This window comes from Hymenobacter actinosclerus (assembly GCF_900111515.1).
GTDB lineage: Bacteria > Bacteroidota > Bacteroidia > Cytophagales > Hymenobacteraceae > Hymenobacter > Hymenobacter actinosclerus.
In genome coordinates, this window is sequence record NZ_FOHS01000001.1 from 1,447,343 (window position 1) to 1,469,667 (window position 22,325).

Here is a 22,325-nt window from a genome sequence, read left to right on the forward strand (position 1 = left end):
TTGCGTACCGGGGCCGGGGGAGTTGCCGCGCGAATCCACTTCATCCCTGACCAGCTGACAACCTGGTTTTGCGTGTTTATAGAAGTCTAGTGCAATTTTCAGGTCAGTATACATGTAGCGCACGTAGCGCGAACTTTGTAGTTCACGTCCCTGCGTCGTCCAGGCGGCTTCAATGGCACGGGGACGCGAACTACAAAGTTCGCGCTACAGCCGGCCAGAATTTCAAACCGTACGCTCAGCTGAAAACCGCTATAAGTGCAACGAAACGGGGCCTGCGCGGCTCGTGGGTATAGGTCGGCCGCGGGGTCGAATCATTCCCTTCATTCCTTTTAACGCTTTCCTTATGCTTATTCGAACTGCTGGCATCTGTGCCGCTGCGCTCCTGATGCCGCTACTCGGTTCTGCCCAAAGTAGCGAGCCGGCCGGGAGCCGATACTACATCGGTCTTGCCGCCTATACGAACTGGTATCAGCGGCTGAGCCGCGAGCAGGATGGCAGCAGATGGCCGCCGCTGGCGCTTACGTTGGGCTACCAGCTGCGTCCGCGTTGGGCGGTGCAGCTGAGCGCGGCCTATAGTTCCAGCCCCGGCTCGTACGCGGGTGTAGCGCGCAACCCCGACGGCAGCCCGATTGGGAATTACCGCAACCACTACCGCAACAGTGCCCTTTCCATGACGGCGCTCGGCCGCTACACCATCACCCGGACGCTGAGCAACCGCCTGCAGCTCGATGCGCTGGGTGGCTTTTCGGTGGACCGCCAGGCCTACCAGGCCAAAGGCTACAACCCGGACTACCTGACCCCGGCCCAGACTACCCCTTTCGACCTCAGCTCCCACAACTACAACTACGCGCTGAGCGTGGGCCCGAGCCTGCGCTACCGCATCAGCTCCGGCCTGGAGGCCGTGGGCGAAGGGACTGTTAATATGGATTTACGCGCTCCGCGGATGATAACGACTTCCGCTTCGCTGGGGCTGCGCTACCGGTTTGGCCGTTTGTAAAGTACGCTGTCTGCGGACCGAAGGGAGCTGCTGCTGAGCCGGGAGGCGGTAACTGGCCGGCAACGAAAGCGGGAACCCGCGCCGGATTGGCGCGGGCTCCCGCTTTTCGTTTTTATATAGAGACGGGTAGGCGACTGGTGAAAAGCAGGAAAACAGGAAATGGGTGCCAAATCGGCCCCTCGGAGCTAGCGGCTACTATCTGCGACAGGCGCCGTTTTATATGAATAGAGAACTGGGAAAATTGCACGTGAACCAGTAGCTTGCTGCCTCATTTTCAACTCTTTTTTATGATCAGAAAATTATTCTTTTTTGCCTTTTTGCTGTTGCTGAGTGTCGGCGGTGCCTGGGCCCAACTGGGGCTGGGCAACCCGAAAGAAGTGGCCCAGGTGAAAAGCCAGCCGCTTATTGTACTGTTGCGCGACGAAGACCCCGGCATCCTGAAAAAGCTGGCGAAAAAGCCGGAGGAGCTGGCCGACTACAAGAGCTTCGTGGCCGATTACAACACCCGGATTCAGGCGCTGACCACCAGCATGTGGCAGTTCTCGCCGGGCGTGGAATTCCGGCCGGAATCGGAGCTGGAGGCGTTGCGCAAAGCCAAGGGCAAACCCCAGGGCGTGCTCCAGCACCAGGATGTGTACCTGACCGGCCCGCGAAACCACGTTGCCGGAACGCCCACTACCGGCTTGCAGGCGCAGTTTTACCACACTGCCGAAAAGGTGTCGGCCATGGTAATATACCTGGTGGGCAACGGCGACAAAGACCGGGTAGCCCAGATGCTGCTGGCCCCGGGCCCCATTTACACCAGCGACCTGATTTTCAGCCTCCGCAACCTGCAACAGTACCTCGATGCCCGCTCCAAAGGCCGGAGCGGCTCCGATATCCGGGCCGAAATAGCGCAGAACGGCAAGCTGCTGCGCAAGAAAATTCTGCTCATTGACGAGGAAGATATCAAGGGCAAGCTCACCACTGCCGATATCAAGCAGTCGTATCCTTTTCCCTACGAGGTAGTGCCCCGCAGCAAGATCGAGGAGGCCGTGAGCAGCGGCGACGCTCGCTACGCCTGCATCCGGCTGCTGCCGGCCACCGAAAGCATTATGGTGCAGGTGGCAATGGATGCCAAGGACGGAACAATGCTGGCCATGTCGAAACCCAATACGATGCGCATTGCCGGGATCGGGGGCGGACAGAACATCGGCAAAAACAACCTGAAGGATTTTGCCGACTGCGCCCGGGCTAAATAAGCGGCCCGCTGGCCTGGTTTTGGGCTGCCGTCTGGTGCAACTAGAGCAATTTTCAGGTTGCCATACAGGAGGTAGAGACGCAACAGTTGGCGTCTCGTCGTTGAACAGTTCAGTAGCACAACGTCAGCAACGACGAGACGCCAACTGTTGCGTCTCTACATCCTGTTCCTGAACTCGAAATTTGCTCTAACTACCGAACTGGCAGGGCCAAATAACAGTCTGAAAAACGGTAGCTTTAGCCTTTCTGTCTGCACCTTAACTGCCGGTTATGAAATCCAGATACATGTTGCTGCTGGCCGGGTTGCTGCCGCTCAGCGCTGCTGCCCAGCAGCCAGCCCTCAGCCAGGCCGGAACGGCCGGGCAGGCCAACCTCAACGCCCTGGTGGCGGGGGCGCCAACAATAGTCCCCCACGGCAACAACGAAGCGGTGGTAGGCTCGCCCTACCTGGAAAACCGCTGGCTGCCGGCCAGGCTTAAAATGAGCAACAACGTGCCGCTGGCTCCGGTACCCCTCAAGTTTGATGTGCTGAACCAGCGGCTGCTGATGCAGCCGCTGGACCGGCCGACTGATTCGCTCCAACTCAACGACCGGCTGGTGGCGGGCTTCGAACTTGAGGAGCCGGCCACGCCGCTCGCGCCCGGCCGCACCCGGCGCTTCCGCCGCTTTGCCGAGGCCCCCGACCCCCGCCAACAGGCCGAGTATGTGGAGGTGCTGCATAAAGGGCGCTACACGCTGCTGAAGCGCTACACCAAGCAGTTCATCAAAGGCGATTCGCATCAGGCTTACGGCAGCAGTCGCAACTACGATGAAATCAAGGACGGCAACCAGTACTACCTGCTGCGGCCCGATAAAACGCTGGTGCCACTGAAGCTGACGATGAAAATGCTGCAGGCCGCCGCGCCCGAACTGGCTTCGACACTGAAAGCGGCCCCCGGCGCCGGTACAGCCAAAACGGATGCCCAGTGGGCCGCCGTGCTGGCCGCCGCTGAGGCGAACTAGGCGCCCTGCGAAAAGCAGCTGCAAGGCATGAGAGGGCAAATAAGTAGATGCGAGGAAGAGTAAATTGTGTTAAATCCGGTCCGGACTTCTATTTTGCACCATGGTTAAAACTATTGCTCTCGTTTTGCTGCTCGGGCTTTCCGGCGGCTCGGTTTGCGCGCAAAAAAAGCCGGTTAAGCGGCCTGCCCAGCCCGGCGTGGCGGCGGCTACCGTCGAGCGCGTAGTCCGGGCGCTGGCGGCCGATGATATGCAGGGGCGCGCCTCGGGGCAGCCCGGCGGCGAGAAGGCGGCCGATTTTCTGGCAGCCGAGTTTCAGCGGATCGGGTTGGAGCCGTTGCCGGGCCTGCCGGGCTTCTCGCAGCCGTTTCCGGTGTATGAGGCCCGCACGCAGGCCCGCATGGTTTCGGTGGGTGGGACGGTGGTGCCGCCCGCACGGTTTGTGTTGGTTTCCGGCCAACCCACGCTCAACTGGATGCACTACGACGAGCCGGCACCCCGCATCGTAACCATCGGCCCTAAGGATAATTTGCTGAAGGAAATCCGGCCGCTGCTCAATCCGCAGGCCAATACCATCGTGTTCGTCGATACGATGCAAAAGGCGGCGTTCAAGCGGGTGGCTGGTTTTGTGGCGCGTGGCGGACTGCGGCCGGATAAGCCGGCACCTTTTTCCACGCTGCTCGTGCTGGGCAACGCCCCGGCCGGCCCGCTTAAGTTCCTGGTGACGGCCACCACCGACATCCGCACGGTAACGCTGCGCAACGTGGTGGGCGTGCTGCCGGGCCTAGATAAAGAGCGGGCAAAGGAGCAGGTCGTTTTCAGCGCCCACTACGACCACCTGGGCATCCTGCCCGCCGTGGCCGGCGACTCCATTGCCAATGGCGCCGACGACGATGCCAGCGGCACGACGGCGGTAGTGGCACTGGCGGAATACTTCAAGCAGCAGCACAGCAATGCCCGGCCGCTGCTGTTTGTGGCGTTTGTGGCCGAGGAAATCGGGGGCTTCGGAGCCCGGCACTTTTCGCAGCAGCTCGATCCGGCCCAGGTAGTGGCCATGTTCAACATCGAAATGATTGGCAAGGAGGCCAAATTCGGCCCCAACTCCGCCTTCATTACGGGTTTCGATAAGTCAGATTTTGGTCCGCTGCTGCAGCAGAATGCCAAGGGCACCATATTCCGGTTCGAGGCCGACCCATATCCCGAGCAGAACCTGTTCTACCGCTCCGATAACGCCACGCTGGCCCGGCTGGGCGTGCCGGCCCACACCATCAGCACCGATCAGATTCCGACCGACAAGCTCTACCATTCGGTGAACGACGAAGTGGAGAGTCTCGATCTGGCCAACATGACGGCCGTTATTACGGCCGTTGCCCGCGCCGCCGCCCCCATCATCAGCGGCCAGCAAACCCCCACTCGTATTGTGGGCGAGGAGGCAAAGAAGTAACTCACGTTATTGCCGGCAAAGCGAAAGGCCCGAACAACGGCGTCGCTAACCGGTAAAAGCGAGCGGCAACTCCTCCGTGGGCAGAGCGTCCCGACCGCCGATACTGGTGGTCGGGACGCTCTGCCCACGGAGGAGTTGCCGCTTCTGCGAAGGGCGGATTGGTTGCGCTGGGCGGCGGGTGTTTCGGTTGCTGTCCGTCGCGTGCTGGTTTGCGCGCCTACTTGCCCAGGCGGGCGCTCAGGCCCGCGCCGATGTTGAAGCCGCCGGCCGCTGGCGTGAGGCCGTGGCCGGCGGTTACATCGAGGCGCAGACCGGGCAGCGGGCGGTAAAACAGGCCCGACGTGAGGCCCGGCTGCCAGCCCCGCTGCCGCTGCCAGGTGGCGTAGGTTTCGGCCAGAAAGCCGAAGTGCGTACCTGCACCAAGCGGACCATTGAGCGCCAGGGTCGTCAGGTACTGGCCCTGCTTGGTGCCCTCGGCCTTAAAGCCCTGCTGCCGGAACCCGAAGTTGCCTTCCAGCCCGAACCGCTGCCCCAACTGCTGCGACAGCAGCAACCGGGCCCCGGGCTCCAGCTGCTTATCGGCAAAGCTGGCGTCGCCGTTGCGCAGGTTCATATCCAGCAGCACTACTATCTGGCTGCGGGCATTCTGCACGTTCGAAACCAGGAATTTGGCCCCCACATTCAGTGGCGCAAAGCCCGCCGGGCCGGTAAAGGGCGCGGCCGGTCCCTCGGTTAGCCGGCGGTTGCCGCCGACTGGTAGCCGGAGGTAGTTTTGGGTGGCGCGCAGCTCGATGTGGTTGAAGAAGCCCACCCGGAGCGTACTGCCCCACACCTGGCGGCCGGCGTAGCGGGCGTTGCCGCCCGTGCCGTAGCGCGTCAGGCCGGTTTCCAGCTGAAACTGGCCGGGATACAGCATGTTGGTGGTGATGGTCTGCCCCGGCCGGTCGGGACGAATAAGGCGCACGAAGGGCGACTCGGCGTTGGGGTTGTAGGCGGCCTCAGCGGCGGCCGATTGGGCCAGGGTGCGGGCCGGCGCCGCCAGCGTCAGCAGCGTGCCGGCAGTCAGCAAAGTGGTTTTGCGCATGGCACCCCAGACGCCTGTCTGCCGGAAATGGTTCATTTATAGGGCTTAGGGACTTAGGTTTTAGGACTTAGGTAATAGCGCCTCAAACCAACGGTCAAAAAAAGAGGCACCGCCGTAACTATGGCGGTGCCTCTTACATACTTCCTAAGCCCTAAGCCCTAAGCCCTAAGCCCTAAGCCCTAAGCCCTAAGCCCTAAGCCCTAAGCCCTAAGCCCTACTTGGCCGCTTTGATGGCGTCTTCCGCGGCCTGGATGATGGCCTGCTGGTCGGCGGGCTTGCTTTGTTTCACTTTGCCGAGCATGGCCAAAACGGGCTGGTCGAGACCGTACTGTTTGTACTGGATGGCCATTTTTTGGAGCCGTTCTACGCCTTCCTTCAGCACAGTCGGATCGGGGAGGCGGGCCATGAAACCCACGAGGCTCTCCATCATCTGGAACTTGCCCTGGGGGCCGGCCGCGTCGAACTGGTCGCGCACGTAGGGCCAGGTGCTGGCGTCGCCGGCTTCGGCGTACACGTTGGCAATGGCGGCGGCTACGTCGGCCTTAGCGCCGGGCTCCAGGGCCTTGGCGCGGGCCAGGGCCTGCTTGGGCTGCACGGCGGCCAGGCCCTCCAGCGCGGCACCCTGCACAGCATACGACTGGCTATTGAGCAACTTGGCGAACAGCTTCTCATCCTTTTTATCACCAATGGCACCCAGGGCCTGCAACATGGCCGCCTGGTTGTTGGTGTTTTTCTCCTGGGCCAGCTGCTTACGAATCAGCGGGGCCGCGGCTTTGGCTACGCCTTTATCCTCGAGCTTAAGCGAGGTGAGGGCGGCGCGGCGGATGAACTCGCTCTTGTCGCTCAGGGCCGCAAGCAGCAGCTGGCGGGCGGCGGCATCGGTGGGCGGCAGGGCCGCGGCGGCCGCTACGGCCTCGCGGCGGTCGACGTAGCGCGGGGCGGTGCGGTACTGGTAGGCGAACTGGGCGAAGGGCTTGTTGTCCTGTTTCTGCCACAGCGTCACCTTATCGGCGTCCACGTTCACCAGCGTGGGCGGGGTAGCGGCGGGCAGCCGGATGATTTCTGTAGCCTTGCGCAGCACTACTTTGTGGCGGGTGGGCTTGCCGTTGCTGCCGTACACATCAATGGCCATCGGCAGCTCGAACACCTGGCCGGGCTGGGTCTGCTTGATGGTGATGACTTCTTCCTTGTTGAGCTGGTCGTAGTTGTAGTCGATGGTGACAACCGGGTGGCCCGCGCCGAAATACCACTGGTTGAAGAACCAGTTCAGGTCCTGGCCCGACACGGCCTCCAGGGCCAGGCGCAGCTGGTGGGCTTCGCCGTTGTCGAACTTGTTGTCGGTGAGGTATTTCTGAAGACCCTTGAAAAATACTTCGTCGCCGAGGTGGTTGCGCAGCATGTTCAGAATCTGGCCACCCTTCTGGTAGCTCACCAGGTCGAACATGTCTTCCTTGTCGGCGTAGTAGAAGCGCACCAGGTGCTTCTGGGCGTCGCGGGGGCTGCGCAGGTAGTTGCGCATGTTCTGGTAGGCGTGGGCATCGCCCGCCTCCTGGCCGTACTTGTGCTCGGCCCAGAGCGCCTCCGAGAAGTCGGCAAACGACTCGTTCACCGTCAGGTTACTCCAACTCTCGGCCGTTACGTAGTCGCCAAACCACTGGTGAAACAGCTCGTGGGCAATGACCGACTCGCCCCGGTCGTACTCGGCGTCCAGGGCCTCGCGGGCATCCTTCTGCAGAAAGTCGCCGTGCAGCGTGGCGGTGGTGTTTTCCATGGCTCCGCTCACGTAGTCGCGCACCACAATCTGCGAGTACTTGTTCCACGGGTAGTCTACGCCAAGTTTTTTGGAGAAGAACTCCAGCATTTCGGGCGTATTGCCGAAAATCTGCTTGGCGAAGGGCGCGTACTTGGGTTCGAGGTAGTAGTTTACCTCCTTGCCCCGCCAGGTGTCCTTGGTAATCCTGAAGTCGCCCACGGCCATCATGAACAGGTAGGGCGAGTGGGGCAGGTCCATCTTCCAGGTGTCGGTGCGGGTGCCGTCGGCGTTGGGCTTCTGGCTGGTCAGCGCGCCGTTGCTCAGCGTCACGTACTTGGCCGGCACGGTCATGCTGATTTCCTGGGTCGTCTTCTGGTTGGTGGCGTCAATGGTCGGAAACCACACCGACGAGGCCTCCGTCTCGCCCTGGGTCCAGATCTGCACCGGCTTGCCGGCCACTGCGCTGTCGGGGTTGATGAAATACAGCCCCTTGGCGTCGGTAATGGCCGCGCTGCCCTTGGTTTTCAGCTCGTCGGGCTTGGCCACGTACTCGATGTAGACGGTGTACTCCTGGCCGGGGGGATAGGTTTTATCGAGCTTGATGTCGAGGAACTCACCGGTGTTTCTGAAGGTGAGGGCCTTGGCAACGCCCTGGCCCGTCATCGTTACCGAGCCGATGTCCATGCCCTTGGCATCGAGGCGCAGCGAGTCGGTGGGGTAGGCGTGGGGGCGCAGCGTGAGCCACTCCTTGCCGATGAGCTGGCGCTTGCCGTAGTCGAAGCGCACGTCGAGCTTGGTGTGCACCAGGTTGTTGATTTTGGTGCGCGAGGCGCGGTAGGTGGCCAGCGCCACCGAATCGGGGCGGGCGGGGGCTTGCTGGGCCAGGGCCGGCGTGGCAAATAGCAGCCCCAGGGCCAGCAGGAAGGGTTTGTTCATCGAAGTAAGAAGGAAAGGGAATAAGGGTGCTAGTTGCAAACTTTTCGGCACAGATGCGCAGCCAACTCAGTAGTTTTTATAGAGGCAGGAAGTGCTGCTAAGGTTGCGCCGGACTGCGGCAGAACCGGTTGGATCAGGCGCGTTCCAGTGCGGCCCGGTCCCAGCCGGCCAGGTCGGCCCCGGCGTCGTAGGTGCTGTGCAGAAACTCGCGCAGCATGGCCGCCGGATCGGGGGCGGTGCGCACGGCTTCGTAGGGTAGCAGGAACTCGCCCAGTTCGGTGCTGTAGTAGGCGGCATCGGGCCGCACGGGGGCTTCGGCAAAGCCCTCGGGGGCCGGCACGCAGTAGGCGTAAAAAGCGGCATCCTGCCCGTTGCCGCCCGGCCAGAAACCGTGGCTGATAACCTCCTGCGAGTAGGCTTCGCGGGTAATCGGGTCGGCGTCGGGCTTTACAGGCGCGGGGCGGCCCGAAAAGCGGGAAACGGCCAGATCAAACGAGCCCCAGAAGAAGTGAACCGGGCTGCACTTGCCGGTAAAGCCGCTCCGGAAATCGGTCAGGATGGGCGTTATCAGCGTCAGGGCCCGCCAGAAGCGGTGCACTGCCTCGGCGTCGTAGCTGGCATGCTCGGTATCGTCGGTGAACCGGATGGGGTTTTCCAGCTCCACCGGCATGGGCCAGATGTCTACTTGCAGGTCCAGCTCGTGCATCAACCGGAACACCTCATGGTAAAAATCGGCCACGGAGCGCGGCTGTAGCGCCAGCTGCCGGGCGGCCCCGTCGGAGCAGCGGATATGTAGCTGGTGGTCGATAAAATCGAACTCAATTTCGAAGCTGCGGTGCTCGTAGGGAATGGCCGAGGTGGTCAGGCCCCGGGCCGAAACGTAGAGCGGCACGTTCCAGAACTGGTTGATGACCGGCGTCTGGGCCAGCCGGATTTTGCCCACTATCTGCGTCCACATGTGCAGGGTCGTGAGGGTATCGGCCCAGTCGGCCACGGGCAATGCGGGCCAGGCGGTGGGGGTGGTCGTTGGTTTGGCAGTCATCGGGTAGCGGGTTTAGACAGGTTGGCGTTACAGGTACTACGGCAGGCCGCCTCCAACCTGGTGCTTTCAGCGGAGAATATTGCGCCGAAAGGAGAAAAGCCCTTCGCCGTCCGCCGTTTCAGCTGTGGCTGATTGGGGCTAAATTATTTGCTAATTTTTTTGGTAAAAAAGATACTAATTAAATAAGTAATTCTGGCGTTGCTGGCTAGTAGTTAGTGCATTCGATTCATTAACGCGTGGTGGTTATGCCCCCTCACCGATTCAGGGGTTGCGCCAGAAACGCAAAGCCCCCGACTGTTGGCGCAGCCGGGGACTTAAGAAGCAGGTGGTACAAGCACCTAACTTCTACTCAGATGAAGAGACGTGTTAAAGTGCAGGGGCCCGACAAAATTGGGCTTTTCCGCGCACTGCTCGAACTGACCAAATCAGTGCTGAGCGGTATAGTTCGCGCCGTGGTAGCCGATTGGCTGCACCGGCACTAGAGCGGTAGCAGGAGTTGGCGGAGGCTGGCTCCTGCTATTTCCTTTTTTGCGGTTCAAAAACAGGCCGCGCAAGTATACGATGGTTCGTAACTAAAGGCAACCAATCGAAACTATAACCTGGCAAACAATCCGGCAAAAAACGCTACCGCCGGCAACGGGTCAGCCGGTGTTGCTCCGGCTTCAGGTCTGCCGGTAAATCTGGCGCAGGTGGCTCAGGTTGGCCACGATGAGCACGGTGGTGCCGTAGCCGATGAGCATCTCGCTGGTAACGTAGAACTGGCCGAGCAGTGAGGTAGGATATACTTCGCTGCTGCCGGCCGTGGAGAAAATGCCCGCGCTCAGGTAGAAAAACGTGAGCAGCTGCCCCAACGGGTCGTGCTGCCCAAAGGCGAGCCGGAACGAGGCGGGGTAGATGCGGTAGAGGCAGTAGTAGTCGATGGCGAACGAGCCGATAATGAGCAGGATGGTCAGGGCCATGAAGGCCAGGAGCTGCCGCAGGTGGGCGGGCGAATCCAGGGTTTGCCGAATCCAGCCCAGCATGGCCCGCAGGAAGTAGGTGAGCTTGCCGGCCGTAGTCAGCACCAGCAGCAGAGCCGTCAGCCACTTGGCGTAAAAGGCGTAGAAATCAAACAGAAATAGCCCGGCCCCCACCAGAATAAACGCGGCAAACAGCGCCAGGGCCCGCACAATAGCCGAAGGAGGATGCACAGAGGTAGGGCGAAAGGGTGAGGGTAACGGAGTTGGCTGGGGTGCTAGGAGCGGGTGAACAGCAACAGATTTGTCAGCGAAAAGAACGTCATGCAGAGCATGCTCTGCATGACGTTCTTTTTTTCAGCCGGCTGCCTACCCGCGCTAGCCCACCAGCACCGGCTCGTGTCGTAGCTCCGGGTGCAGCTGCGGGTCGTCGCCGTAGTGGGTGTGCTGGGCGCGGTAGGCCCGCTCGAACACCAGCGGGAAGATGAACAGCGTGAGCAGGGTGCCGGTAATCAGGCCGCCAATTACCACAATGGCCAGGGGCTTGCTGGTTTCCGAGCCGATGCCGGTGCTGATGGCGGCCGGCAGCAGACCGATGGTGGCCATCAGGGCCGTCATCACCACCGGCCGCACCCGCGACGTCACGCCGTCGGCAATGCTGCGGTCGAGGCTGAGCTTACGGACCATGTTCTGCTTGAAGACGGTTATCAGAATCACGCCGTTCTGGATGCAGATGCCGAACAGGGCAATGAAGCCGATGCCGGCCGAGATGCTGAAGTTGGTGTGCGTAATGAGCAGGGCCGCAATGCCGCCGATGATGGCAAACGGCACGTTCAGCAGCACCAAGCCGGCGTCTTTGAGGTTGCCGAACAAAATGAACAGGATGAAGAAGATGAGGGCCAGCGACACGGGCACCACCTGGGTGAGGCGCTCGGTGGCGCGGCGCTGGTTTTCAAAGTCGCCGGTCCATTTGATGTTGTAGCCCTTGGGCAGGCTCACCACCTCATTTACCTTTTTCTGGGCCTCAGCAATGGTCGAGCCCATGTCGCGGCCCCGGATGCTGAACTTGACGGCCGCGAAGCGGGTGTTGTCGTCGCGGTAAATCAGCGAGGGGCCGGTAACCTTGGTAATGGTGGCAATTTCCGACAGCGGCACGGTTTTACCGTTCTGGGTGGGCACCATCAGGGCCGCAATTTCGGCGGGGCCGTGGCGGTACTGGGGCTGGTAGCGCACCCGAATCGGGAATTTCCGCTCGCCCTCGTACATCTGCGAGGCCTGCTTGCCGCCCACGGCCATTTCCAGCACGGCGTTGGCGTCGGACTTGCTCACGCCGTACTGGGCCATGCGCTCCTCGTCGAGGTTCACATCCAGCTCGGGCTGCCCGATGTTGCGGAGCACGGCCAAATCGTCGATGCCCTTGACGTCCTTGAGCACGCCGTACACCTGCCGGGCTTTGCCTTCCATCAGCTTGAGGTCGGTACCGTAGATTTTCACGGCAATGGAGCCTTTCACGCCCGAAGCGGCCTCCTCCACGTTATCGGTGATGGGCTGGGAGAAGTTGAAATCGACGCCCGGAAAGCGGTTGAGCTTGGCCTTCATGTGCTCGATGAGGGCTTCGCGCCTGTCCTTGTGCTTCATTTCGGCCTGCACCTCGGGCGTGTGCTTGAGCTGCACCAGAAACTCGTTGTTGTAGAAGCCGGTGGGGTCGGTGCCGTCGTTGGGGCGGCCGGTCTGGCTGACTACGTCGCCCACTTCGGGGAAGCTCAGAAACACACGCCGCATCTGGTTGCCCAGCTTGTTGCTTTCCTCCAGCGAGATGCTCAGCGGCAACTGGGCGCGCACGTAAATCGAGCCCTCGTTCAGCTCGGGCAGAAACTCGGAGCCCAGGAAGTGGAAGGAGCCCAGCCCCAGCACCACGGCCCCGGCAGCCACCAGCAAACTCAGCTTTTTGCGGGCGTAGGTGAAGGCGAAAAACCGCTGCGACCCCCGGTTGATGGCCCGCACGAAGAAGTTGTCCTTCTCGACCACGTTCTTTTTGAGCAGCAGCGAGGCCAGCACCGGCACCAGCGTAAGCGTGAACAGCAGGGCCCCGAGCAGGGCAAAACCCAGCGTCCAGGCCAGGGGCGAAAACACCTTGCCCTCCACTTTTTCAAACGAGAAAATGGGCAGCAGCGCCGTGATAATGATGGCCTTGGAAAAGAAGATGGCCTTGCCCATGTCGCGGCCGGTTTTTTTGATGAGCCCCAGCTTGGAGAGCTTGTTGAACTTGGCCATGCCCAGCTGGTGGGCCTTGTGGTCGAGGGCCACGAACAGCCCCTCCACCATCACCACGGCCCCGTCGATGATGATGCCGAAGTCGATGGCGCCCATGCTCAGCAGGTTGGCCGACATGCCCCGCAACCGCAAGCAGATAAAGGCAAACAGCAGCGCCAGCGGAATAATCACGCTCACAATCACCGTCGTGCGCCAGTCGGCCATGAACAGGAACACGATAACCGTGACCAGCACCATGCCCTCCAGCAGGTTGTGCACCACGGTTTCGGTGCTGAAGTCGATGAGCTGCTGGCGGTCGTAAAAGGTGCTGATTTTGACGTCGGCGGGCAGAATTTTATCGTTGAGCAGGGCCACTTTGTCCTTGAGCCGGGCAATAACTTCGGAGGGGTTTTCGCCCTTGCGCATCACCACGATGCCCTCCAGCACATCGTCGTTGAGGCCGCGGCCCACCTGGCCCAGCCGGGGCAGCGCCGACTCGTGCACGCGGGCCACGTCGCGCACCAGAATCGGGGCCCCGTTCACGTTTTTGATAACCGTGTTGTTGAGGTCGGCGATGTTGTTGAGCAGGCCGATGCCGCGCACCACGTAGTTCTGCTGGCCCTGGTTTATCACGTCGCCGCCCACGTTCACGTTGCTGCGCTGAGCGGCGTTGTAGAGGTCGAGGGGGGTGAGGCCGAAGGTCTGGAGCTTGCCGGGGTCGGCGCTGATTTCGTAGGCCTTCACCTCGCCGCCGAAGCTGTTCACGTCGGCCACGCCGGGCACGGCCTTCAGGTTGCGCTCCACCACCCAGTCCTGCAAGGTTTTCAGCTCGCGGGTGGTTTTAGTTTTGCTCCGGAGCGTGTAGCGGAAAATCTCGCCCGTGGGCCCGTAGGGCGGCTGCACGTCGGGGTTGGCCCCCTCGGGTAAATCGGCCTGGGGCAGCAGGTTGTTGACCTGCACGCGGGCAAAGGCATCGTCCACGCCGTCGTCAAAAATCACCTTCACCACCGACAGCCCAAACAGGGTAGTGGAGCGGACGCTGGTCTTTTTCTGAACCGGATTCAGGGCAATTTCGATGGGCGCCGTCACGAACTTCTCCATCTCCTCGGCCGAGCGGCCGGGCCACTGGGTGATGATGGTGATTTCGGTGTTCGTTACGTCCGGAAACGCCTCAATCGGGGTGTTGCGGTAGCTGATAACGCCCGCCACCACCACGGCCAGCGTCATCAGAAAGATGAAGCCCCGGTTCTTAAGCGAAAAGGCAATAATGCCCTGGATGAATTTGTTCATTTGTCTTGAGCTGCAAGCTGCCAGCTACAAGCGGCAAGCTTGGGGCAGGCAAATAGGTAAGCAGGAAAAAGTGCTGGTAGAGCGTCAAAGCTTGCCGCTTGTAGCTGGCAGCTGGTAGCGCAAAGACTAATCGTTCAGCTCGTCGTACACCAGCAGCTGGTTCTGGGCAATGATTTGCTCGCCGGCTTTCAGGCCCTCGGCCACGTAGGCGGTGCTGCCGACGGTTTTGGCGATTTTTACCTCGCGGGTTTCGATGTGGTGGCGGTCCTTGAACACCATCACGAAGTTGCGGTCCTTGTCGAAGACCACGCACTTGGCCGGAATGGCCAGCATTTGGGCGGTGCCGGTGGTCGAAACGGTTACCTGGGCGTACATTTCGGGCTTGAGCAGGTAGCTGGGGTTGGGCAAGCGCACGCGCACTTTCATCACCTTGCTGTCGGGGTCGAGCACGTTGAACACCTTGTCGATGCGGCCGCTGAAGTGCCGGTCGGGGTAGGAGAGGGTGGTTACGTCGGCGGCGTAGCCTTCCTTCACCCGGCTGATGTCCGACTCGAACACGTTGGCCAGAATCCACACGTCATCAAGGTTGCTGACGGTGAACAGGCTGCCCACGTTGTCGGCGTTGAACTGCATGTGGTCGGTCACGTTTTTCTCGGTGATAAAGCCCGAAATCGGGGCCCGCAACTCGTAGGTGCCGTCGGCCGATACGCCGTACACGCTCAGCTGCTTGCGGCTTTTGCCCACGTTACTCTGAGCTTTGCGCAGCTCCTGGCGGGCCAGGCTCACGTCGCGCTCCGAGGCCAGGCCCGACTTATACTGGTCGTCGAGCACCGAGAGGTTTTTGCGGGCGATGTCGAGGTCGGTGCCGGCGGTGCTGCTCTGGTTTTGCAGGTCGGCAATCTCGCCGCTCCGAATCACGGCCAGCACCTGGCCCTTGCGCACGTGGTCGCCCAGCTCCACGCTCAGCTGCTCCACCACGCCGCCCACCAGCGGGTACACCTTCACGGTTTTATCGCCGTTGGAGGCAATCTGGCCGGTCAGCGTCAGCTCGTCGCGCACGGCCTCCAGGCGCACCGTGTCAATCTTCAGCTCCCGCAGCAGCTGGTCCGACAGCACGAAACCCGCCTCCGCTTTAGGGCCGGGAGGGGTCTGGTCGTCGCTCTTGGAGCAGCCCGCCAGCATGAGGGCAAGGGCCAAGGGTAGGAGGGGGAGGAAGCGGAGCATGTCGTTGGGGGATTACCTGGCGGAGATCCCAGGGCTGAAGCCCTGGGCTACGTAGCGAAAAAGGACGTTTTTGGAGTACTGACTAGCCCAGGGCTTTAGCCCTGGGACACCGGAGCAGCGGGTCGGCAGTTAGTTAAATACCGGCCTTCCGACCGCGAAATTGAGCTGCTCGAAGGCCCGCACGCGGCTGGCGCGCAGGTTGTTGAGCTGCACGAGGTTGTTTTTGTAGCTCTCGTAGAAGTCGAGGTACTCGACAATCGTGAGGTTGCGCTTGGCGTAGCTCTGGTCGATGCCCACCATGAGGCGGTCGAAGTCGCCGGTGTCGCGGCCGGCGCTCTGGTAGAGCTGGTCGGTCTGGCGGGCCAGGCGCCAGGCTTCCTGCACGTCGTTTTCGGCCTGGAGCTGCTGCTGGCTCAGCTGGGCCCGGCTGATGTCAATCTGGTTCCGGGCCGTGCGGATGTTGCCCTGGTTGCGGTTGAACAGCGGCACGGCCACGCCCAGGCTCAGGGCGTGGTAGTTCTGGATGTAGTTGCCGGCCCGGTCGTAGACGTAGCCCACGGCCAGGTCGGGGGTGGCCAGGGCCCGTTGGTAGCGCAGGTTCTGGGTTTGCTGCTGCACGGCCGCCTGCCGGGCCCGCACGTCGGCGCGGGCCACCTGGGCCGAGTCGATGAGCTGCTGCTCGGAGCGGCCGGCCAGCGTGAGGGCCCGCAGGCGGGCGTCGTCGGCCTGGGGCAGGTAGTAGGTGCCGGCTTCATCGCGCAGCAGAATCCGCAAATCGGCCTGCTGGGCGGCTATTTCGGAGAGCAGCGCCTGCCGCTCGTTGCGCAGCTGAAACAGGAAAGCCTTGAGGCGGATAACTTCCTTGAGGGCAATATTCCCCTTCTCGTACTGCCCCTGGTACAGGTTCACGGTCCGCTGGAAGCTGGCCACTTCCATATCATACACGCCCACGCTCTGCTGCTTGAAATACAGGTCGTAAAACGTGCTCCGGAGCTGGTAGCGCAGGTTGCGCAGCAAATCATCGAACGTAAACTGCTCGACCAGCGTGCTCTGGCGGGCCACATCGGCGGCGGCCCGGCGGCGGCCGGCCAGCGCCAGCAGCTGCTGCACCTGCACAATGCTATTACCCTGGCGCGTCACATCGAGCACCCGATGGGTATACTGGTTGTAGGCGTTCTGCTCGATGGAAATCGTGGGGTTGTCCCAGAGCCGGGCCTGCTGAATCTGGGCCTCGGCGGCCGCAATGTTGTAGCGCTGGGCCAGCAGTTGCAGGTTGCCGGCCAGAAACCGCTGCTCGGCCTCGGGCAGCGTGAGGCGCAGCGTGTCGGAGCCCAGCGGGGCCGCCGCGGCCGGACGATTGGAAAAGCAGAGGACAAACGCCGCCGTCAGCAGCAGAAATAAGCGAAGCATAACCGGTTTCGGGGTTGGTTATGCAAGAGTACGCCCCCCGTATTAGGAGCAAATTAGAGCCGGATTAGAAACGGATTAGAAAGGAAAAAAGCTGCAAGCCACAAGCTACAAGCGGCAAGCCGCGAACTGCGTTTTGAACGTCAGCTTGCCGCTTGTAGCTTGTAGCTGGCAGCTGGCAGCTTGTAGCTCAAAACATCACCTCCACCACCGTGCCTTCGCCTAGGCGTGATGAAATCCGCAGCTCGCCGCCGTGCAGCTCGATAATGCGGCGGGCCAGCGGCAGCCCCACCCCGTGGCCGCCAACCGACCGGGCATTATCGGCGCGGAAGAAGGGCTGGAAAATCTGGGGCAACGATTTCTCGCTGATGCCAATGCCGCGGTCCTCAACCCGAATGCGGCATTTGCCGGCCTGGTAGTCGAAATGCACGGCTACCGGCTGGTCGGGAGCCGAGTATTTAAGGGCATTATCGAGTAGGTTGGTGAGGGCGCGGCCCAGCAGCTGGCGGTTACCCCGGATTTCGAGCCGCGCCGTATCGTCGGGCAGTTCGCCCAGTGTAATCTGCACGCGGCGGCGCTGGTCGGGGGCCACGGCCTCGCGGGCCTCCCAGAGCAGCTCGTCGAGGCGGATTTCGTCGGTGGGAGCCGGGGCGGTAGTGGTCTGGGTGAGGTCGAGCAGGTGGTTGATGAGGAGCTTGAGCTGCTGGAGTTCCAGTAGCACCGAGGCCCCACCAGCCCGGTAATCGGCCGGGGTCCGCTCGCGACTGAGCAGCACCTGCAACTCGCCAATAGTGGCCGTAAGCGGCGTGCGCAGCTCGTGCGAGGCATTGCTGACGAAGGTGCGCTGGGCCTCAAAGCCTTCTTCGACCCGCTCCAGCATCCGGTTGAAGGTGCGGGCCAGCCGCGTCAGCTCGTCCTGCTCGTGGCCCGCGCCCTCGGTTACGCGCAGGTGCAAATCCTGGGTGGTAATGCGGTCTACCTGGTCGTTGACGGCGGCAATGGGGGCCAGGGCCCGGCCCGCGAATACGCGCCCGGCCACGTAAATTACCAGCAGGCTGCCCACGAAAATAGCCGCCAGTATGCCGGCCAGATACTCCAGCCGCGCCCGGCCCGAGTGGTTTTCGGCGGCGGCCACAATAATAAAGTCGCCCTGGTTGTCGTGGTAAAACAGCCCCACGGCCTGCCGGGGCCCCAAATCAAAATACACTTCCTTCTGCGTCAGAATGCGGGTTAGCAGGTTGTCGGGTATTTGAATCCGGGCATCCTGCTCAATAAAGCGCGGCTGCAACTGCCGGTCGTAAATCTGGAGCACCTCGCCGGTGAGCGTGCGCAGGTAGCGGCGCTGGAACTCGCGGAACGCCTCGGCCCGTAGCTCGTCCTGCTCCAGAAACACGTAGCCCGTTACCTCGGCCCGGTCGCGCAGCCGCTGATGGAATTCGGAGTGGGTGTAGTCAACCTGGAGAATGAACGCCGTCGTCATGGCCCCGAGCAGTATCACGGCCACCAGCCCCAGAAACAGCCACGTCAGTCGGTTGCGAATGGTCATGGAGAGGAGGGGTGGATAATTGACTGAGCAGGGAAAGGCGGACCAGAAAGCACGTCATTCTTGAGCATGTGGCGCATCAAACCAGGGACGAAGAATCTCGCGGGCCAAAGTAATCCTGATATCAGAAGTTGCCATTGCCCGCGAGATTCTTCGACTTCGCCTCCGGCTTCGCTCAGAATGACGTTCTTTTTGGTCCCAGGTCCCGTACCGTTTCTCACTTCTCACTTCTCACTTCTCACTTCTCACTTCTCACTTCTCACTTCTCACTTCTCACTTCTCACTTCTCACTTCTCACTTCTCAGCACATAGCCCATGCCCACTACGGTATGGATGAGCTTTTGCGAGAAGCCTTTGTCCACCTTGTTGCGCAGGTAGTTCACGTACACGTCCACCACGTTCGAGCCGGCGTCGAAGGAGTCTTCCCACACGTCGGCGGCCAACTCGGCGCGGCTGAGTACGCGGCCGGCGTGGCGCAGCAGCAGCTCCAGCAGCCCAAACTCGCGGGCCGTGAGCTTGATGGGCTGCCCGGCCCGGACCACCGTTTTGGCGGCCGTATCGAGCGTGAGGTCGTCGAAGGTGAGCACGGCGCTTTTGGCCTGTTGGCCCCGGCGGCGCAGCAGGGCCCGCACTCGGGCCAGCAGCTCCGGAAAGTCGAAGGGCTTTACCAGGTAGTCGTCGGCCCCGCCGCCGAAGCCCAGCAGCTTGTCCTGGGTGGTGCCCAGGGCCGTGAGTAGCAGCACCGGCGTCTGCTGGTCGTGGGCGCGCAGGGCCGCCAGCACCTCCAGCCCGCTGAAATGGGGCAGAATCACGTCCAGAATAATCAGGTCGTAGGCGTGGCCCAGCGCCAGCTGCCGGCCGAACCGGCCGTCGTAGGCGACTTCCACCTCCAGACCCTCCTCCTCCAGCCCCCGCCGGATAAAGGCCGATACCTTGGGCTCGTCTTCCACCAGCAGGATTTTCATGAGTCAATTTAGACGTGGGAACTCCCGTATTCTGTCGTTCTAATGTCCTGGCGCCCCAGGGCTAAAGCCCTGGGCTAATCAGCGTTCCGGTTGGCGCGCTACGTAGCCCAGGGCTTTAGCCCTGGGACGCCGGGACGCTAAGTGGCTAATCCTCGTCTTCGTAATCCAGCCCCAGCAGCTGGTTCAGCGCCTGCTGGATTTCGCTGGCGGCGTGCAGCTGGCCGGCCTTGCGGGCTACGCGCAGGCCTTTTTGATAAACTTTTTCGGCTTCGTCGGGCTTTTGCAGGTGCTGGAGCATCTTGCCGGCGTGGTAGTACGTACCCACATAGTCCGGGTGCTGGTCAAGCAGCGTCTGGTAGTAGCGCATGGCCGTTTCGGGTTCCGTTTCGCGGTATTCGGTGGCCAGCGCATAGATGGTAAACGCGTCGGAGGGGTCGTCTTCGTAGAAGGCCAGAAGCTGTTGCAAACGGCTGGGCGCGGTTTCCATAGGGCAGGAGTTTTGAGTATCTTCGCCCAAATTTGACACTTTCTTTAGTTTCTTCCATATAAGCAGCCGTAGATGAAGTTTCTCGTTTGCATCAGCAACGTACCCGACACGACCACCAAAATCACCTTCACGCCCGATAACAAGGAGTTCAACAAGGCCGGCGTGCAGTTCGTGATTAACCCCTGGGACGAATACGCCCTCACCCGCGCCATTGAGCTCAAAGAGGCCCAGGGCAGCGGTACCGTCACGGTGCTCAACGTCGGCGAGGCCGACACCGAGCCCAACATCCGCAAGGCCCTGGCCATCGGCGCCGATGACGCCATCCGCGTCAACGCCCACCCCAAAGATGCTTTCTTCGTGGCCAAGCAGATTGCCGCCATTGCCAAAGATGGTGGCTACGACGTCATCCTGATGGGCAAGGAAAGCATTGATTACAATGGTTTCCAGGTGCACGGCATGGTGGGCGAGCTGCTCGGCATCCCCACGGTAGCCCCGGCCATGAAGCTCGACATGAGCGGTAACACCGCCACGCTGGAGCGCGAAATTGAGGGCGGCAAGGAAATCGTGGAGGTGAACACGCCTTTCGTGGCTTCCTGCCAGCAGCCCATGTGCGAGCCCCGCATCCCCAACATGCGCGGCATCATGACGGCCCGCACCAAGCCCCTGAAAGTAGTGGAGCCCACCGCCGATGCTCCCCGCACCGAGGTGGATTCGTTCGCGCTGCCCCCCGCCAAGCAGGGCGTCAAGCTTATCCCGGCCGAAAACGCCGGCGAGCTGATCAAGCTGCTCCGCAACGAAGCGAAGGTTATTTAATTGAGAAGTGAGATATGGAGACATGAGAAGTGAGATGGACGTCAAAACGTCTTAAGTTCTTGCTGCATAATTGTCACCTGTCTCACATCTCATGTCTCCAAATCTCATATCCAAGAAAATGTCTGTATTAGTTGTTGTTGAATGTGATGGCGGCGAGGTGAAGAAGTCCTCGCTGGAGGTGGCTTCCTACGGTAGCCAGGTGGCCCAGATGCTGGGCACCACCGCCACGGCCGTAGCCGTGGGCGAAGCCACCGAGTCCAACCTGGCCAAGCTCGGCGAGCAGGGCATCGGCAAGGTGCTCTACGATTCGGAGCCCCGCCTGAAGGATTTTGTGAACGGCGCCTACACCAAGCTCATCGCCGCCGCCGCTCAGAAAGAGGACGCCAAGGTGATTATCCTGGCCAACTCCAACATCGGCGCGGCCGTGGGTTCGCGCCTGTCCATCCGCCTCGAAGCCAGCCTGGCTACCAACGTGGTGGAGCTGCCCAAAACCGACGGCGGCAAGTTTGTGGTGAAGCGCGGCGCCTTCTCGGGCAAAGCCTTTGCCGACGTGGAATTGGAAAGCGACCGGAAAATCATTGCTGTCAAGAAGAACTCGATTGAGGCCCTGCATGAGGATGGCAAAACGGCCCCGGTCGAGTCGTTCTCGGCCCAGCTGACCGACGCCGACTTCGCCGACGCGCCCAAGCAGGTTATCATGCAGGACCAGGCCGGCGGCGTGCTGCTGCCCGAGGCCGACCTCGTGGTATCCGGCGGCCGTGGCATGAAGGGACCCGAAAACTGGCACCTCATCGAAGACCTGGCTAAAGCCCTCGGCGCGGCCACGGCCTGCTCCAAGCCCGTATCGGACGTCGATTGGCGCCCCCACCACGAGCACGTGGGCCAGACCGGCATCACCGTGTCGCCGAACCTGTACATTGCCTGTGGTATCTCGGGCGCCATCCAGCACCTGGCCGGCGTCAACTCCAGCAAGGTGATTGTGGTGATCAACAAAGACCCCGAGGCGCCGTTCTTCAAGGCGGCCGACTACGGCATCGTGGGCGACGTATTCGACGTGTTGCCCAAGCTCACCGAAGCGGTAAAGCAATTAAACTAATGTGGTGAATGTGCTGATGGACAGTGTGAGAAATGGCTTTGTCTTTCTTTCATCTGAACCATCAGCACATTTTCACATTTGACACATTAGTCCATTTACGAAGACTCCGCCAGTGAAAAAAATACCGCTCGAAATCCTGGGCCTCTCGTCCAGCCAGTCGCAGTCGGGCTCGTTCGCGCTTATTCTGGGCGAGAAGACCGGCAACCGCCGCCTGCCCATTATTATCGGCATGTTCGAGGCGCAGAGCATTGCTATCCAGATCGAGAAAATCAGCCCCAACCGGCCGCTCACGCACGATTTGTTCCGCTCGTTTGCCGAGCAGGTGCACGTGGCCGTGCTGGAAGTCGTGATTTCCGACCTCAAGGAAGGCGTGTTCTATTCCAAAATCGTGTGCTCCGATGGGGCCAGCACTTTCGAGCTGGATTCGCGGCCTTCCGATGCCATTGCCATCGGGTTGCGCTTCGGAGTGCCCATTTTCACGGTGGAAAGCGTGCTCAGCGAAGCCGGCATCATCCTCTCCGACCTCGACGAAACCGACGCCGAAGACTCGGACGACGACGATGATGACGACGACACCGATACGGATTCCGACGAGCCCCGCGCCACGCCACCGCCCCGCGACCCCAGCGGCCAGGTGTCGCTCGACGAGCTGACCAAGATGCTGGCCCAGGCCCTGGAGCGCGAGGACTACGAAAAGGCCGCCAAAATCCGCGACGAGCTGAACAAGCGTAACGACTAGATTCAGCGGCTACTCAATCTCTTAAATTGCAGCATAAACCCCGTTCAGACTTCGTGTC

18 protein-coding genes are annotated in these 22,325 nt (G+C 61.4%); 8 read left to right on the forward strand and 10 right to left on the reverse strand.

Annotated elements, in window-relative coordinates; all coding sequences use genetic code 11:
• The first annotated feature begins 343 nt into the window (after positions 1–343).
• The 4 genes from BMY67_RS06220 to BMY67_RS06235 all read left to right on the forward strand — a co-directional run bounded on the left by BMY67_RS06220 (position 344) and on the right by BMY67_RS06235 (position 4,679).
• Positions 344–997 carry an outer membrane beta-barrel protein gene (locus BMY67_RS06220; RefSeq protein WP_177189708.1) on the forward strand — a complete coding sequence of 218 codons (654 nt, stop codon included), beginning with the start codon at positions 344–346 and terminating at the stop codon, positions 995–997.
• A 287-nt stretch (positions 998–1,284) separates the two neighbouring features.
• Entirely contained in the window at positions 1,285–2,238 is a 954-nt protein-coding gene (locus tag BMY67_RS06225; protein WP_092769445.1) for a hypothetical protein, read from the forward strand.
• 268 nt (positions 2,239–2,506) lie between these two features.
• A complete protein-coding gene (locus tag BMY67_RS06230; protein WP_143069707.1) occupies positions 2,507–3,238 on the forward strand; it encodes a hypothetical protein in 732 nt (243 codons plus the stop codon).
• 100 nt (positions 3,239–3,338) lie between these two features.
• Complete coding sequence (locus BMY67_RS06235; protein ID WP_092769449.1) at positions 3,339–4,679, forward strand: M20/M25/M40 family metallo-hydrolase; 1,341 nt, start codon at positions 3,339–3,341, stop codon at positions 4,677–4,679.
• A gap of 217 nt (positions 4,680–4,896) precedes the next feature.
• Here the strand turns inward: BMY67_RS06235 and BMY67_RS06240 are convergent, their stop codons facing one another.
• The 3 genes from BMY67_RS06240 to BMY67_RS06250 all read right to left on the reverse strand — a co-directional run bounded on the left by BMY67_RS06240 (position 4,897) and on the right by BMY67_RS06250 (position 9,494).
• Entirely contained in the window at positions 4,897–5,799 is a 903-nt protein-coding gene (locus BMY67_RS06240) for a transporter (RefSeq protein WP_092769451.1), read from the reverse strand.
• Between the two features lie 178 nt (positions 5,800–5,977).
• Complete coding sequence (locus tag BMY67_RS06245; RefSeq protein ID WP_092769453.1) at positions 5,978–8,452, reverse strand: M1 family aminopeptidase; 2,475 nt, start codon at positions 8,450–8,452, stop codon at positions 5,978–5,980.
• A gap of 133 nt (positions 8,453–8,585) precedes the next feature.
• Positions 8,586–9,494, reverse strand: a complete 909-nt coding sequence (locus BMY67_RS06250) for a DUF5996 family protein (RefSeq protein WP_092769455.1) — start codon at positions 9,492–9,494, stop codon at positions 8,586–8,588.
• A gap of 353 nt (positions 9,495–9,847) precedes the next feature.
• On the opposite strand from BMY67_RS06250, the gene BMY67_RS19720 reads away from it, so the two are divergent.
• Positions 9,848–9,976, forward strand: coding sequence for a hypothetical protein (locus BMY67_RS19720; protein ID WP_262490342.1), 129 nt, complete (start codon positions 9,848–9,850; stop codon positions 9,974–9,976).
• Positions 9,977–10,156: 180 nt separating this feature from the next.
• Here BMY67_RS19720 and BMY67_RS06255 read toward each other — a convergent pair whose 3' ends face one another.
• The 7 genes from BMY67_RS06255 to BMY67_RS06285 form a co-directional block, all read right to left on the reverse strand.
• Positions 10,157–10,684 (reverse strand): hypothetical protein, encoded by a 528-nt coding sequence (locus BMY67_RS06255; RefSeq protein WP_143069708.1) that lies wholly within the window; start codon positions 10,682–10,684, stop codon positions 10,157–10,159.
• Positions 10,685–10,828: 144 nt separating this feature from the next.
• Positions 10,829–13,993 carry an efflux RND transporter permease subunit gene (locus BMY67_RS06260; protein ID WP_092769459.1) on the reverse strand — a complete coding sequence of 1,055 codons (3,165 nt, stop codon included), beginning with the start codon at positions 13,991–13,993 and terminating at the stop codon, positions 10,829–10,831.
• A gap of 126 nt (positions 13,994–14,119) precedes the next feature.
• The gene (locus BMY67_RS06265; protein WP_245744910.1) at positions 14,120–15,190 is read right to left on the reverse strand and encodes an efflux RND transporter periplasmic adaptor subunit; all 1,071 of its coding nucleotides are present in this window, start codon (positions 15,188–15,190) and stop codon (positions 14,120–14,122) included.
• Positions 15,191–15,346: 156 nt separating this feature from the next.
• A complete protein-coding gene (locus BMY67_RS06270) occupies positions 15,347–16,627 on the reverse strand; it encodes a TolC family protein (RefSeq protein ID WP_092769463.1) in 1,281 nt (426 codons plus the stop codon).
• A 187-nt stretch (positions 16,628–16,814) separates the two neighbouring features.
• Complete coding sequence (locus tag BMY67_RS06275; RefSeq protein WP_092769465.1) at positions 16,815–18,170, reverse strand: sensor histidine kinase; 1,356 nt, start codon at positions 18,168–18,170, stop codon at positions 16,815–16,817.
• A gap of 284 nt (positions 18,171–18,454) precedes the next feature.
• Positions 18,455–19,132, reverse strand: a complete 678-nt coding sequence (locus BMY67_RS06280; RefSeq protein WP_092769467.1) for a response regulator — start codon at positions 19,130–19,132, stop codon at positions 18,455–18,457.
• Between the two features lie 145 nt (positions 19,133–19,277).
• Positions 19,278–19,619 (reverse strand): tetratricopeptide repeat protein, encoded by a 342-nt coding sequence (locus tag BMY67_RS06285; protein WP_092769469.1) that lies wholly within the window; start codon positions 19,617–19,619, stop codon positions 19,278–19,280.
• A gap of 72 nt (positions 19,620–19,691) precedes the next feature.
• On the opposite strand from BMY67_RS06285, the gene BMY67_RS06290 reads away from it, so the two are divergent.
• From BMY67_RS06290 to BMY67_RS06300, 3 genes are all read left to right on the forward strand, one after another.
• Positions 19,692–20,432 (forward strand): electron transfer flavoprotein subunit beta/FixA family protein, encoded by a 741-nt coding sequence (locus BMY67_RS06290; RefSeq protein WP_092769471.1) that lies wholly within the window; start codon positions 19,692–19,694, stop codon positions 20,430–20,432.
• A gap of 118 nt (positions 20,433–20,550) precedes the next feature.
• Positions 20,551–21,528 (forward strand): electron transfer flavoprotein subunit alpha/FixB family protein, encoded by a 978-nt coding sequence (locus BMY67_RS06295; protein ID WP_092769474.1) that lies wholly within the window; start codon positions 20,551–20,553, stop codon positions 21,526–21,528.
• A gap of 112 nt (positions 21,529–21,640) precedes the next feature.
• A complete protein-coding gene (locus BMY67_RS06300; protein WP_092769476.1) occupies positions 21,641–22,267 on the forward strand; it encodes a bifunctional nuclease family protein in 627 nt (208 codons plus the stop codon).
• Positions 22,268–22,325 lie beyond the last annotated feature (58 nt).

Bases quoted from the DNA above. Each gene is read 5' to 3' on its own strand.
- BMY67_RS06275 (WP_092769465.1), bottom strand. From the start codon at position 18,170: ATGACCATTCGCAACCGACTGACGTGGCTGTTTCTGGGGCTGGTGGCC.
- BMY67_RS06245 (WP_092769453.1), bottom strand. From the start codon at position 8,452: ATGAACAAACCCTTCCTGCTGGCCCTGGGGCTGCTATTTGCCACGCCG.
- BMY67_RS06240 (WP_092769451.1), bottom strand. From the start codon at position 5,799: ATGAACCATTTCCGGCAGACAGGCGTCTGGGGTGCCATGCGCAAAACC.
- BMY67_RS19720 (WP_262490342.1), top strand. From the start codon at position 9,848: ATGAAGAGACGTGTTAAAGTGCAGGGGCCCGACAAAATTGGGCTTTTC.
- BMY67_RS06260 (WP_092769459.1), bottom strand. From the start codon at position 13,993: ATGAACAAATTCATCCAGGGCATTATTGCCTTTTCGCTTAAGAACCGG.
- BMY67_RS06295 (WP_092769474.1), top strand. From the start codon at position 20,551: ATGTCTGTATTAGTTGTTGTTGAATGTGATGGCGGCGAGGTGAAGAAG.
- BMY67_RS06225 (WP_092769445.1), top strand. From the start codon at position 1,285: ATGATCAGAAAATTATTCTTTTTTGCCTTTTTGCTGTTGCTGAGTGTC.
- BMY67_RS06235 (WP_092769449.1), top strand. From the start codon at position 3,339: ATGGTTAAAACTATTGCTCTCGTTTTGCTGCTCGGGCTTTCCGGCGGC.
- BMY67_RS06220 (WP_177189708.1), top strand. From the start codon at position 344: ATGCTTATTCGAACTGCTGGCATCTGTGCCGCTGCGCTCCTGATGCCG.
- BMY67_RS06230 (WP_143069707.1), top strand. From the start codon at position 2,507: ATGAAATCCAGATACATGTTGCTGCTGGCCGGGTTGCTGCCGCTCAGC.
- BMY67_RS06290 (WP_092769471.1), top strand. From the start codon at position 19,692: ATGAAGTTTCTCGTTTGCATCAGCAACGTACCCGACACGACCACCAAA.
- BMY67_RS06280 (WP_092769467.1), bottom strand. From the start codon at position 19,132: ATGAAAATCCTGCTGGTGGAAGACGAGCCCAAGGTATCGGCCTTTATC.
- BMY67_RS06250 (WP_092769455.1), bottom strand. From the start codon at position 9,494: ATGACTGCCAAACCAACGACCACCCCCACCGCCTGGCCCGCATTGCCC.
- BMY67_RS06285 (WP_092769469.1), bottom strand. From the start codon at position 19,619: ATGGAAACCGCGCCCAGCCGTTTGCAACAGCTTCTGGCCTTCTACGAA.
- BMY67_RS06270 (WP_092769463.1), bottom strand. From the start codon at position 16,627: ATGCTTCGCTTATTTCTGCTGCTGACGGCGGCGTTTGTCCTCTGCTTT.